The organism is Thalassolituus alkanivorans (assembly GCF_020447205.1).
Taxonomy (GTDB): domain Bacteria; phylum Pseudomonadota; class Gammaproteobacteria; order Pseudomonadales; family Oceanobacteraceae; genus Venatoribacter; species Venatoribacter alkanivorans.
This window is the reverse complement of sequence record NZ_JAJAEL010000011.1, coordinates 187492-201532: the sequence shown is the minus strand read 5'-3', so window position 1 is coordinate 201532 and position 14041 is coordinate 187492. Positions and strand designations below refer to the sequence as shown.

General features: G+C 49.0%; 10 protein-coding genes. 9 read left to right on the top strand and 1 reads right to left on the bottom strand.

Annotated elements, in window-relative coordinates:
* The 3 genes from LGT44_RS07545 to LGT44_RS07535 are packed head-to-tail and all read left to right on the top strand — an operon-like array spanning position 1 to position 3085.
* Positions 1 to 1434, top strand: a complete 1434-nt coding sequence (locus LGT44_RS07545) for a hypothetical protein (protein WP_230331476.1) — start codon at positions 1 to 3, stop codon at positions 1432 to 1434.
* Complete coding sequence (locus tag LGT44_RS07540) at positions 1431 to 1895, top strand: DUF6160 family protein (protein ID WP_230331477.1); 465 nt, start codon at positions 1431 to 1433, stop codon at positions 1893 to 1895. Before LGT44_RS07545 ends, LGT44_RS07540 begins: the two co-directional genes overlap by 4 nt.
* A gap of 8 nt (positions 1896 to 1903) precedes the next feature.
* Complete coding sequence (locus LGT44_RS07535; protein ID WP_230331478.1) at positions 1904 to 3085, top strand: hypothetical protein; 1182 nt, start codon at positions 1904 to 1906, stop codon at positions 3083 to 3085.
* Positions 3086 to 3155: 70 nt separating this feature from the next.
* Here LGT44_RS07535 and LGT44_RS07530 read toward each other — a convergent pair whose 3' ends face one another.
* A complete protein-coding gene (locus tag LGT44_RS07530) occupies positions 3156 to 3794 on the bottom strand; it encodes a leucine-rich repeat domain-containing protein (RefSeq protein WP_230331479.1) in 639 nt (212 codons plus the stop codon).
* A 173-nt stretch (positions 3795 to 3967) separates the two neighbouring features.
* Between LGT44_RS07530 and LGT44_RS07525 the strand changes: the two genes are divergently transcribed.
* From LGT44_RS07525 to LGT44_RS07495, 6 genes are all read left to right on the top strand, one after another.
* Positions 3968 to 4945, top strand: a complete 978-nt coding sequence (locus LGT44_RS07525) for a LysR family transcriptional regulator (RefSeq protein ID WP_145469138.1) — start codon at positions 3968 to 3970, stop codon at positions 4943 to 4945.
* A gap of 120 nt (positions 4946 to 5065) precedes the next feature.
* Positions 5066 to 6961 carry a GAF and HD-GYP domain-containing protein gene (locus LGT44_RS20130; protein ID WP_328296339.1) on the top strand — a complete coding sequence of 632 codons (1896 nt, stop codon included), beginning with the start codon at positions 5066 to 5068 and terminating at the stop codon, positions 6959 to 6961.
* A gap of 199 nt (positions 6962 to 7160) precedes the next feature.
* Complete coding sequence (locus LGT44_RS07510) at positions 7161 to 10139, top strand: TonB-dependent receptor (protein ID WP_230331480.1); 2979 nt, start codon at positions 7161 to 7163, stop codon at positions 10137 to 10139.
* Between the two features lie 98 nt (positions 10140 to 10237).
* Positions 10238 to 11617, top strand: coding sequence for a hypothetical protein (locus LGT44_RS07505; protein WP_230331481.1), 1380 nt, complete (start codon positions 10238 to 10240; stop codon positions 11615 to 11617).
* Between the two features lie 259 nt (positions 11618 to 11876).
* Positions 11877 to 12659 carry a DUF3450 domain-containing protein gene (locus tag LGT44_RS07500; RefSeq protein ID WP_230331482.1) on the top strand — a complete coding sequence of 261 codons (783 nt, stop codon included), beginning with the start codon at positions 11877 to 11879 and terminating at the stop codon, positions 12657 to 12659.
* The gene (locus LGT44_RS07495; RefSeq protein ID WP_230331483.1) at positions 12659 to 14041 is read left to right on the top strand and encodes a MotA/TolQ/ExbB proton channel family protein; all 1383 of its coding nucleotides are present in this window, start codon (positions 12659 to 12661) and stop codon (positions 14039 to 14041) included. Before LGT44_RS07500 ends, LGT44_RS07495 begins: the two co-directional genes overlap by 1 nt.

Here is a 14041-nt window from a genome sequence, read left to right as displayed (position 1 = left end):
ATGAAATATAATATTTGTACACTGGCTTTAGTTTTGGCCTTCCCGGCGATCAGTGTTGCTATGCAACCGTTGAATGAATCACAGCTTGGTGAAGTCACTGGCGAAGGCATCGGCGCCACCTTCGATGATGTGGTCATTCATTCCGGTAACTATGGTCAGCCTGACGATTTTAAGCTGCGTTTGCGCTTATCTGATGATCCGGATTCGGAAATGCTAATTATGAGCGAGCTGCGTTTCTATCGCTCCGGAGCAGAGCCCGGCACCGCAAATAGTGGTGGTTTTTTCGGTACTTATGATGACCCCTTTGTGGTTGGCGAACTTCGTGAAATTACCGAAAAGCACGTAGGCTCTATTGATCCTGATGGCGATGGCACTTATGAGTCCGGAAGCCGGACCCATGTTGCTTTTTATACTGGTTTTCCGGCTGCAGATCTGACTCAGAAAGAGCGTGGTTTTTTCCAGTGGACAGGTAACCGGATGGGCGTTGGTAATACCACGCCGCGCTATGCGAATCAGAGCACCTCTTACTACCGTGGTTTGCCAAATGATTTCTTCAGCGGTAATGCATCGGTAAATGTTGGTAATTTATTCAGCCTGACCAGTGAATATCAAACCTACTTACAGGAACAGGAAGACCGACTGAATCTTGCTACTGATAAGTTTGATCTTCATTTTCGTCTCGATGCTATTACCGATCAGAATCGGGATAAATCGACGGATGAGCAATTTCTGGGCTATGTCGATGTAGAAGGTGCCCGATTGTATGGTACCAGTACCATGATCTGGGCACACAGCAACCAGGGGGAACGCTTGTCCGCTGCAGATCTGGCCCGCTACCAGAATGGCGGAGCACCGGTATACGCCGATCGTGGACTGGCGATGGCTATGACTACCGGTTTGCGTGCTGATGCTATTCGTATTACTGCAGATCCTTCCGGTGCTGCAGCCAGCGTACTGGAGCTACGGGGGGTTGATATGTATTTGCCAATGGGAAGTGTTGATCAGCCGATGACCATAAGCACCGTACAGTTCTCACAAATTTCACGTGGTACCTGGAAAAACCCGGTGATGGTTGCTCCGTCTACACAGTTACGTCTGGAGATTGCAGCGCTTCCTCAGGATGTAGGACAAGCTCCGCAGGGGAATATTTTTATTCAGTCATTGGCCTTTGGTGATCCGGATGACCCCGAAATTATCACTGGCACCGAAGATATTTATCTGCGTGACGAAACCGGGAACATCGTGACAACGGTGAACGATGTAAAGCACCGTGCCTTTGTGCCGAAAACAGTTATCTATAACGAACAGGTAGCAATTTATAATCAGGATAATCCGTCAACACAATTACCTTTCATTCCCAATCAAAATGTTGTGGAAGTTCGTGGGTTGGAAATACAACGTCTGGTTATTACCACACAGGATCTTAATCGATGAAATATGCAATTTTATTGACTGCGTTCATGTCGTCGTTGGTTTCTGCGGAAATGAGTGAGTTGGCCGAAAATGAGCTTCAGGAAACAACGGCTCAGGCCGGTATTACATTGAGTGCGCGTTTTGAGTTTGGCGATGATACTCGCATCAGTTACAACAATGCTGATGCCGATTATAAAGATCCTCAGGAATACTGGTTGGTGATTGATAATTTGACCGGCGCAATTGAGATGAAGGGCATGAAAATTGATCTGATCAATGATTTTGGCCCTTCAGGCAGCGTTGGTGCTGTTCAGGTCACATTACCGGACGAGATTATTTACGACGAACTGTCGACGGACGGTATCTATGTTGGTCCTGATCGCGAAGTCGGTGCCAATCATCGGTTTATTATGGGGGTAGATGTTGACGGATCACTGCAGTTTCCGGCGGCAACCCGCATGAATATTTTTGCCATAAAGTAGGCCAGCTTATGAAAATAATAAAAAAACTGCCGGCATTAATCGTTATGATTTGCCCTTCCGTGTGGGCTGGCATGCAAGCAATGGATGAGTCAGAAATGTCTTCGACTTATGGTCAGGCTATTTTTGAGGTGACCGATCAGGTGGTCTCGCAACCAGGAGGTGCTGATCTTAGTATGTTGCGTTTGACTATAGGTGCTCGCATCGAAATTAACGCCAACGTGGCAGAGCTCTCTTTAGGCCGCTACTGGCGTCCGGAAGGAACCAATTGTACTGGTGGTGCAGGTGGCGATAAGGTTTGTTATAACAATGTATTACCGGTGACTTATAACGATAATATTAATTGGGCATGTACAGCTAAGCCTTGCGGTTCTGTAGGTTTGGCTGATGAAAACTACTTATCGTCTTCTCTGACTCATAATACCGGTGGTGAGAAGAGCTTCTTCGATTTCCCTGGCGGTTTTCAGCCCGATGGCGGTGTCGATATTAAGCTTCGTGACGTGACGATGGGACAGGTGCGCGATAAAGGCAATGGACAGTATGAGTTGTTACCCTTTATTCAGGAAAACCCTTATTTTGAGTTTGCCTTTGATGAGACGTCCGGAGTAAGAAAACTGGTTGGTTTCCGTCTGGGAGCTGAAGAGTCTTTTGGTTATCAGGGAAATATTATTGATGTTATCAGTGGTTATATCCGTCCAAGCATTACAGCTACTGCTAAATTAGGAAGTATTACTGTAGGAGATTTGTATTTGGAGGCGCAGCTCGGGGGCGTCAGAACCATTGGTTGGTTGGATAAACGAACAACGAATTTTTTAGGAACCAGTGGCGGATTTGGTGGAGCTATTCTGGATCTCATTGTTCCTGACACCGACGCGTTAATCAGCCAGTCTCCTCATGCTCAGTTATTTCCTGTGCAATCTAACTATTTAGAACACTCTAACGCATTCTTTTTCAGTGTAGGTACACGGTCTATACAGTGGAGCTCTGTTCAGGGGTTCTCTCCTGAAGTCACATCGCCTGGTTTCTGGATCAATATGGGCGGTGACGGTGGTTTGATTGCTAAGACTCAGGAGGGGGATCATCCGAATAACTACTTCCCCGGGCATCCGAACAATCCTATATATGGTGGCAACACCAACTATGGCAATGTCGCTAATCTGCCTAGCTGGTCTCAGACTTACAACAATAATTGAGCTGCTTCGGCAGTTTGTTCCTCATATAAAAAAACCTGCGTTAGCAGGTTTTTTTATTTACAACGATATATCAGATGCTGAAGGTTTCTAATGTCTCGGGCATCGATCCCGGTACAGCGGAAGGATTATTATCGGCAGTCAGATGTTTGAGAGCGGGAAGTGTGGCGATAAAGTCCAGACTGCTTAGCCGATTGTCGTTGATGTACAGCTTGTTCAGCTTTGTGAGCTGTAACGTATCAAAAGAATTCAATTGATTATGACTCGCTTTCAGACTGGTAAGTTGCGTCAGATTGCTCAGAGAGTTAATGCTACTTAACCGGTTATGGCTAATATCCAGCCAAGCCAGTTTATCCAGTTTTTGCAGTTCTGCGATTGATTGCAGCTGATTATTTGTCAGGTTCAATACCCGCAGTTCTGTGAACTGCTCAAGTCCTGCTAGTGAGCTGATGTCCAGATGCGCACACTCCAGCATTTGCAGCTGTTCCTGATATTCAATTCTTGTATCTGCAATACAGCTATGCAGGGCACTGTCAGCCAGACGATTAAAATCTACCGGAGTCAGGGCAACAGCGGGCGGCTGCTTATTTGTGTCAGGTGTGTTTGAATCAGTGCCGCTGTAGCTGCTGCCACTACCACCCCCGCCATTACATGCGGCGAGTAGGGTGCTGAGTGCTGCAGCCAGTGCTGATCGGGTCCAGGACGTATTCATGGTAAGCCTGTTTTATTATTTTTTTAATGGATACCATCGTACCACAGTGACCAGAGACACTCTAGATTCGTATGAAAAACGGCCGATTTTGTAGCTCATTGATTTATAAGTAAAATTATCCGCTCTGGCGACACCTGAGCCGGTATTCGATGTAAAGGGAGCGTAATATCCACATGCTGGATCTGAATCAACTGACTGTGTTTATCCGTGTGGTGGATGAAGGCAGCTTTACTGCCGCCGGTAAGGCGCTGGGAATGCCCAAATCACGCGTCAGCCGTATGGTTGCCGACCTTGAGGCAAACCTTGGCGCACGCTTACTGCAGCGTACTACGCGTCAGCTTAGTATGACGGAAGTCGGTAGCGCCTATTACAGTCGTTGCCGGCATCTGGTACATGAAATCATCGAAGCTCATGAGATGATTTCTGACCGCGAGGGGAACCCACAGGGTTTATTGCGTATTGCTGTGCCAATGATGGCCGGCAGTGGCGTTATGGGTCATTACTTTGCCCGTTATCAGGCTCAGTATCCGGATGTCCGGCTGGAAGTGATTCATACCGACCGTCCGGTCAATCTGATTCAGGAAGGCTTTGATCTGGGGGTATATCTGGGCGATCTGCCCGATTCGTCGCTGATTGCCCGTACGCTGGCAGAATCCGATTCTGTACTCTGTGCCGCGCCTTCGTACCTGGCACGTGTCGGGCGGCCTTTACATCCCAATGATCTGACGCAGATGCGTTGTGTCAAAATCGGCGAGGGCAGTCAGCCGCAAAGCTATGAACTGACGCATAATGAAACCGGTGAGGTTGTGGAAGTTAAAGTTGAGCCGACAATCTCAACAAACTCGGTGGTTGCTGGTCTGGGGAGTCTTGTGCAGGGCGCTGGCATTGGTGATGTGCATTACCTGCTGGCTGGAGAGCAGTTTCTTAATGGTCAGCTGGTGCCGCTGTTTACCGACTGGAGCCTGCGGCCGCAGCCAATATCTCTGGCCTATCCGTCACGTCAGTACCTGCCACGCAAAGTCCGGGTGTTTATTGATTTTATGGTGGCCGAAGCAGAGCGCCTGGAAAAGGTTCTTGATGCCTTGCCAACCACTGAAGAGCAGATAACGGCTTTCGCCAGATTGCTGCGTAACGAAGAGCGTAAATCCTAGGGCCTGTTTAATTAGTGTTAACAGGCCCTGGCCGAGGCGTGGGGGCCGCAGCACATGTTTCCTCGTCAGGGTCTATTCTGGAAGCTGACACGGTAACGGCATGTGTGGATGGATACCCGAATGAGCACGGTACCTACGCTTTTTTTCCCTGAATCCTTGTCGCAGGAAGCAGCCCGCGTTGTACAGGCGCTGCTGGATGGCGGCTATATGGCTGTGGCGGACTCCGCGACTGCGGACATTGGTTTATATTCATCAGCATTAGCCTGCCAGCAGGCGCCGCAAGGCCAGATCCGCCTGCTGGAGTATGATCAGCACAGTGGCCTGGATCACAGCACCTTAGGGGCTGACATTCTTCTGCCGGTTTCTTTACCGGTACCCTTTTTAAACAATGCCCTAAAACAGGCCCTGCGCCTCTACCAGCAACAGCAGCAATCGCAATACCTTTCCCGCCAGCTAGCCCATCAGGAAAACCAGTTTGAACGCCTGATGGATATCGGCCTGGCGCTGTCAGCTGAACAGGATCATGCCCGCTTACTGGTGCGTATTCTGCAAGAGGCAAGGCGTTTTGCTAACTGTGATGCTGCGTCGATTTTTCTGATTGAACCCGGCGACAACGGCGAGCGGCAGCTGGTGTTTAAACTCAGTCAGAATGACTCGGTGGAATTTCATTCGGAAGAGCAGCATTTTACGCTCGACAGTTCATCACTGGCCGGCTTTGCCGCGCTGTCCGGCGAGATCCTGAATTTTGATGATGTCTACCACCTGCCAGCAGGCTCCGGCTTTGCATTTAATAAAGCCTATGACCAGCAGCTGGGTTACCGTACCCGCTCAATGCTGGTTATTCCGATGCGCACGCACGATGGAAAAATTGTCGGTGTTATCCAGTTTATTAACCGTAAACGCAGTCCACAGGTGCAACTGAGCAGCCCTGAGGTCGTCGAACGTGAAACCCTGCCGTTTGACGAGCGGCTGGTAACACTGCTCGAAACCATGGCCAGCCAGGCCGGGATTGCGATTGAAAATAACCTGCTGATTGAACGTATCAATACTTTGTTTGAAGGTTTTGTCAGTGCGTCTGTACACGCTATTGAACAACGTGACCCAACCACTTCCGGTCATTCATTCCGGGTTGCCGAACTTACCATTGCACTGGCCGAGGCGGCGCACAGTGAAACCGGCCGCGAATATCAGGCCATCCGTTTTCGCAGCGAAGAGTTGCGTGAATTACGTTATGCCGCACTGCTGCACGATTTCGGCAAAGTCGGGGTGCGTGAACATGTGCTGGTAAAAGCCAAAAAACTCAGCCCGGAAGCCTGGGTACGTTTTCATTACCGTATTGCCCTGCAGAAAGAGCGGGTGCGTAATCATTTTCTGCAGCAAAAATTAACCGCTGCACGAGAGCGGCGGCTGAACACTGAATATGAACAGCAACTGCAGCAGGCTGAAGAGCAGGCTCTGCAAAAACTGGATGCGATGCAGCAGGCCGTAGAACTGGCCAACGAACCCAGCATCCTTGATGAAGGTACATTCGGGCATCTGCAATTATTGCGTGGTGAGGTTTACCCCGATATTGATGGTTGTGAGCGGCCCTTGCTGGAAGATCAGGACTTTCTGGCACTGGCCGTACGTCGTGGCAGCCTGACCGAAGAAGAACGGCGTGAAATAGAAAGCCATGTCAGCCATACCATCCGCTTTCTGGCCACCATTCCCTGGACGCCGGAGCTTGAACGTATCCCGCAAATTGCCGGAGCACACCACGAAAAACTGGATGGCACAGGTTATCCCCATGGGCTGATTTCCGCTGATATTCCGGTCGGCGCAAAAATGATGGCCGTGTGCGATATTTTTGATGCCTTAACCGCCTCCGATCGCCCTTACAAAGCCGCGATGCCGGTCGGGCGGGCGCTTGATATTCTGCATGCCGATGCCGGAAACCATAAAATTGATGCATCACTGGTGCGCCTGTTCAGCCGTCTGCCATTGCTGCAGATATTACCCGGCCTTAAATCCATCTGATTCCTGCCCCTGCCGGCTTTCGGCGCTTTGTAATCGAAATGTCATATAACCGCAACATACTGCACCGCACTTAAGGTGCGGCTGCTGATTCCAGCTTGAGTCAGAAGAATATCACGGACGACAACAGTTAATTGACTGCCATTCTGTCACTCGTTTACGGCGCCGCCTGTTAATTCCTGTATTCCTCGTAGGGGGCGTAATGAAACCAACTCGTGTGCTGCTTGCCGCAGCATCGTCTTTATTCGTGTCTCAGCTGATGGCTGGCGAAGCCGTTTTGTATATCACCGAAGATGGCAGCGCGGTACGTGATCTTGCTGTCAGCGTTGATGGCCAGAAAAAACTGGTCGGTGCATCGGGCTTTGTCGTTTTTGATATTAAAAAGGGCGATCACAAAGTTGAGCTTTCCAAATACGGTGAGTGGTTAGGCGAATTTGATTTTGCTACCGCAGGCAGCACCCAGAATGCCGAAGTTCAGGTTGAACTGGTCGGCGGTGAGCCGATGCCGGAAATTAATATCTACACCCCGGGTCAGGAAGAAGCTCCTGCTGTTGGTCAGATTTCAGGTTATCTGCAATCTGATGAAACCGGCGGCCCGGTAAGCGGAGCACGCATTTCTGTTGCCGGCACCGAAATGGCAATGATGACTGATGCCGATGGTTTCTTCAGCTTCGAATTACCCCGCGGTGAATATGCCCTGAATATCGCGCACCCGAATTATGGTAAGCGCGATGTTTCTTCTGTACGCGTTATGTCCAACGTTAATACCGGCGTCAACATGACCATGAGCATGTCCGGTGATGGCGTGATTGAAGAAGTGGTAGCGGTTGGTTCTTATATTCCGTCTACTGCAACTGCACAGGAACGTGACTCATCAGCCGTACTGGATGCCATTGGTTCTGAGCAGATGGCCCGGTTTGGTGATTCCTCTGCAGCTTCTGCACTGAAAAGGGTTGCGGGTGTATCGTTGGTTGGTGGTCAGTTCGCGGTCGTGCGTGGTCTGCAGGGACGTTATATTTCCTCCACACTGAATGGCAGTCTGATGCCAAGTACCGACCCAATGCGTCGTGATGTCCCTCTGGATCTGTTTCCTGCCAGTGTATTAGGTGGGATCAATATTCAGAAAAGTTATACGCCAGACCTGCCGGGTGATACGACCGGTGGCGCGATCATGATGACGACCAAAGGCTTACCTGATGGCCCTGTCAATAAAATCAAAGTTAACGGTGGTCTGAATACCCGTACCACCTTCAGTAATGTTAATGGTTATGAAGGCAGCAGTACCGATTTTACCGGTATGGATGATGGTAGCCGTGACCTGCCATCACTGGTGGACAGTGCAACCAATGGCGGTAATGACGCTATTAATTACTGTAATTTTTCTGGTTGTACTCTGCCGTCAGAAGCTGCGGCTCTGGGTAAATCATTCGATAATAATTACCGTGTAGATCAGATTCAGGCAAAACCCGAGCGTGGGTTTTCTTACGCATTTGGTGATTTAATCAGTAAAGATGCCGGCGATGTTGGTTTTTACGGTGCTGTTCAGTACAACGATAAAACAGAAGCCCGTCATGATGCGAAAACCGACGATCAGAATATTTCTGGTACCTATGAGCGTAGTAAGCGAAAAATTGATGCTACAGGTTATTTTGTTGCCGGCTTTGAAAATTCTGACACTAAACTGACAAGTAAGTCTATTTTACTGCGTAAAACGGATAATACTGTCCGCACGTCAGATGTTTATGATGCGAATAACGATCAGCGTCTGGAAACGGCTACGCTTCAATGGGTCGAGCGTCAATTTTTGTCTCAGCAATTTTCTGGTGAGCATTTCTTTGCAGATGGGTCTCATCAAGTTAATTGGCGTCTTGGGTATGCCCAGACTCGTCGTGATGAGCCTGACCGTCGAACCTATCAATACATTAATAATGTTATGATTCCTTCTACTGTTGAACGCCGCTTTTCCGAGCTTACTGAGGACGCATTTGAAGGTGGGGTGGATTACAGTTTCGAAGAGATGCTGACTGATGCTATGTCGATTAAATTGAAAGCAGGAATGCTTATATCTCAGAAAGAACGTACCGTAGACCTTACTCGTATAGGTTTCAATCTAACTTCTTCTGCGACTGTTGATGTTACACAAGACATTGAGACTATTCTTAGTCCAGCAAATTTTGATAATGGGGATGTTCGTATTCAGGTTCGTACTTCACCGACGGATAGCTATGAAGCGAGCGATGATATGTTTGCTTATTATGGCTCGGCTGAGCTGGACCTGACGAATGTGAAAATTCTGGCCGGTGCCCGTCTGGAAGATTCTGAACAGACCCTGAGCTATCCAAATAGCAGTATTGCTGATGATACACTGAGTGCAAATGAGGTCCTTCCGGCAGTTTCTGTCAGCTGGCAGGCTAATGAGGAAATGCAGGTTCGACTGGGAGTCAGTCAGACGCTCTCTCGTCCAGGTCTGACAGAGCGCTCGCGTTCTGTACAGTATGATCCGGAAACCGATGAGCAGATTTTCGGTAATCCAAATCTTCAGATCTCAAAAATCACCAATATTGACCTTCGTGGTGAATATTACTTCAGTGAAGAAGAGAGTATTTCTGTCGCGTTATTCAATAAAGACATTGCAGATCCGATTGAACGCAGTATTCCGGATGGCTCAGGTTCTGCTTCTGATGGTTCAACCTTCCGTAATGAAGATTCAGCGACAGTTCAGGGTGTTGAGTTTGATTTCCGGAAAAACACTCTGGATGGTGATGCCTGGTCGGGTTTTGTCTCCGGTAATCTGACCTTTCTGGATGCGACCGTTAATCTGAGCGATGATACAGCCCGATTCGAAGGAAAAAACAGTCGTAAGCTACAGGGGCAGTCGGAATTATTGGCCAACCTTCAGCTTGGTTTTGATCATCTTCCGACAGGTCAAAATATTACTTTTCTGGTGAATTACTTCGATGATCGTATCTATAAAACATCCCGTGCTCTGGCTCCGGAAGTTGAAAATGGTCGTTATAGTTTCGATGTTGTTTATCAGTATGATGCAGCGGAAAATCTTATAGTAAAAGCCAAGGCGAATAACATTACCGATGAAAAAGTGGTTTTCAGCCGTGATGGTAAAGAAATAGAAAGCTATTTCGATGGTGCAAATATCAGCGCCAGCGTTGAATACAGTTTTTAATTGAATCATAAAAATTACTTATTAATTGTCATTTAAGTGTCATAAAGCCGGATCAGAATACGAGTCGGCTTTTGATGAACTCTCTGAGGAAAGATTAAATGGAACTGAAAAAGAACTACCTGGCTCTGGCCGTAATTTCCGCTGCACTGGTTGGTTGTGGTGGTGATGACAACAACAGTAAAAAGAATATCGCTGGCGTTTCTTGTTTGGATAACGTTTGTACTCTGAAAGGTCAGATCACCGAAGACGTAACCCTGACAGCAGACAAAGAATGGCGCCTGGATGGTTTCGTAACCATCGGTGCTGGTAACGTTGATTTGGCTGATGCTGCTGCCGTTGCGGCTGCTAAGGCTGCCGGTGTAACTCTGACTATTCAACCAGGCGTTCATGTTCAGGCACTGAATACTGGGGTTCTTTTGGTGACCCGTGGCTCTAAGTTGATGGCAGAAGGTACCGCTGCCAATCCGATTACTTTCAGTTCTTATCAGGATGCTGACTTTGATGGTCTGGGTGAGTGGGGCGGTGTTGTTATTCAGGGCTTCGCACCTCAATATGGTCAGGGGGATACTGGCGCATGTTTTGGTACCGGAACTGTTTGTAACGTCGATGGTGAAGGCGGTGATGGCATTGGCAAATTCGGTGGTAATGATGCTGCTGATAACAGTGGTGTGATCAAGTATGTCCGTATTGCTGAAGCTGGTCGTGTGGCCGGCCCTAATAACGAAATCAACGGTCTGACTCTGCAAGGTGTTGGCCACGGTACCGTGATTGATTACATTCAGGTCCACAATAACCTGGATGACGGTATTGAGTGGTTCGGTGGTACTGTAAATGTGACTCACGCTGTTCTGACCAACAACGATGATGACGATATTGACTTCGATGAAGGCTACAAAGGTAACGTTCAGTATGCACTGATCGTTAAGAATCAGGATCCTGAAGCAAACCCATCAGGTAGCAACGATCCGCGCGGTATCGAAGGTAACAGCGACATTCCAAAAGAAACCAGTGCTACTCAGGCTGCCATTGCTAACGTAACGATCGTTGGTGGAGCAATCAATGATGGTCAGCCAGGCATCAAACTGCGTGGTAAAGTGAATACTTCACTGGCTAAAGTTGCAGTAACTGGTTTTGCTTCAGGCTGTCTGGAAGTTAAAACTTCACAAGCGACTGATGTGTCTGTTCAGGATGTTATCTGCGGTGGTACTGCTCTGAAGAACGATGCTCCGGCGACAGGCTCTATTATCGAAACTAGTTCATCTATGACTTTCAATGATAAGTGGGCTGTGCAGAACGCTGAAGCCACTGCAAATACTATTACTACTGACTTCACTGCGGTTAATAATGGTTCAAGCTTCGCATTTGATGCAACTACCTACGCTGGTGCTGTAGATCCTGCGGCTACTACTGCATGGTGGGCTGGTTGGACGATTCCAGGTTCACTGGATGGTGCAACAGCAGTAAACGCTCCACTGTAAGTTTTTCTGGAAGTATAAAGCGGCGCCTTAGGGCGCCGTTTTTATTTCTCCCCTGCTTATCCCGGCACTCTTCTTCTGCTCATCCCTCCGGGTTCTGTTGTGCAGATTCTCCGGCAATAAATGACACCCTGTCATAAAAATGCAGCCTTTCTGTCATGTAATAGAACTGTCACAGAACTGCAGTATCTTGCGCTCTGAATTTGGGGAGTCTGCGTCACGCAGACGAATTGAGAACAAAACGGGTAATACACATATGCCGATGCAACTGCGAACTCGCAACCTTCTGGCGGCCGCCATGCTCAGCGCAGGCGTGGTAATGGGTGCTTCTGCCGCCACGGTAGACGGTGCTCTGGATCAGGGCGTTAACCGCGCCAATAAAGCACAGCAATCGCAGCAGAAAATTGATTCTGTTGATAACAGTATCCGCGCTCAGGAGCGTGAATACCGTGGCCTGGTCAAAGAAATTGACGGCCTGAATGTTTACGTAACACAGCTGAATAAGCAGCTGAAAGCCCAGCAGGATGAGCTGGCCAGTATTGAAGCCAGCATTAAAAACGTCACGCTGGTTGAACGTCAGATCACACCGCTGATGCTGCGCATGATTGATGCCATCGACCAGTTTGTGGCCGCTGATGTGCCGTTTCTGGCCGAAGAGCGTAGCAAGCGCGTAGCCAATCTGAAAAATATGATGGGCCGTTCGGACGTAACCGTTGCCGAGAAATACCGCAAAGTAACAGAAGCCTATCAGGCCGAAGTCGATTACGGCCGCACCATTGAATCGTACCGTGGCACGCTGGCGACCAATGGCCAGAGCCGTGAAGTGGATTTCCTGCGCGTGGGCCGTATTTCCCTGATGTATCAGTCACTGGACGGTCAGGAGCTGGGTGTATGGAACACCGCGGCTAATCAGTGGGAGCCACTGGACGCATCCTTTAAAAGCAAGTTGATGGCTGGTATCCGTATCGCCCGTGAACAGGCTGCACCAGACCTGATTAAAGTGCCTGTCGCCGCACCCACTTCAGCACAGCAGGAGACTAAATAATGAAACTGCAATCTTTGTTTTTAAGTGCCGCTCTGGTGCTGGGTCTGAATACTCATGTTCAGGCGGCGGAGCCGGTCAGTGTTGATTCTCTGCTGAATCTGGTTAAACAGGGTCAGGCCCGTGATGATAAAGAATTCAAACAGCGTCTGGCACGTTTCAATCAGTCAAAAGCTGAGCAGGAAAAAATGGTTGCGGATGCGCAGAATGAGCGCACCCGTCTCGAGCAGCTGAGCGCACAGAAAGAAAAAGAATTTCAGCAGAACGAAACCGCAGTGGCGGAAGCTCAGGAACGCCTGAATAACCGTCTGGGCAGTCTGAAAGAATTATTCGGTGTACTGCAGCAGGTGGCCGGCGATACCAAAGCGGTATTTGAAGGTTCTGTTATCAGTTCTGAATTACCGGGTCGTGAACAGTTCCTGACCGATCTGATTAAAACCGCAGGTTCTTCTTCCAAGCTGCCATCCATTGAAGAACTGGAACGTCTGTGGTTCGAAATGCAGCGTGAAATGACCTACAGCGGCCGTGTATCGACTTACAACGCGCAAGTGGTACTGCCAAGCGGTAATACAACGGAAGAGCAGGTTATTCGTGTTGGCGGCTTTAACGTTGTCTCCGCAGATAAATACCTGAACTGGGATCTGGAAGCCGGTCGTCTGGTCGAGCTGGATAAGCAGCCTGGCAGCCGTTACACCGATCCTGCCGCGGAACTGGCTTCTGTTACCGGCGCTGAACTGACCGGTTTCTGGATCGATCCTTCCCGTGGTCAGCTGCTGAAAATCATGGGGCAGTCACCAGAGCTGGGTGACCGTGTTGATCAGGGTGGTGTGGTTGGTTACATCATTATTGTACTGGGTGCTATTGGTATTGCCCTGGCTCTGTGGCGCATGGTTGTACTGTACAGCGAAGCCGGAAAAATCCGTGCTCAGATGGATAACGACACGCCAAACGAAAATAACGCTCTGGGTCGTGTAATGGCAGTATTTAATGCCAATAAAAATGCCGATACCGAAACCCTGGAACTGCATCTGGGCGAAGCAATCGCCGCTGAAATTCCACGTTTAACCCGCGCAATCGGCTGGATCAAAATTATCTCCGTGGTTGCCCCATTACTGGGTCTGCTGGGTACGGTGACCGGTATGATCGACGTATTCGAAACCATGTCGCTGTTCGGTACCGGTGATCCGAAACTGATGGCAGGTGGTATTTCTCAGGCACTGGTAACAACGGTTCTGGGTCTGGTAGCGGCAATTCCTTGTGTGTTCCTGCATACCTTAACCAACAACCGTTCACGTGAACTGATGATGATTCTGGAAGAACGCGCCACCGGTATTCTGGCGCGTCAGTCCGAACAGCAGACCAAACCTCAGGCAACAGCGGCGTAA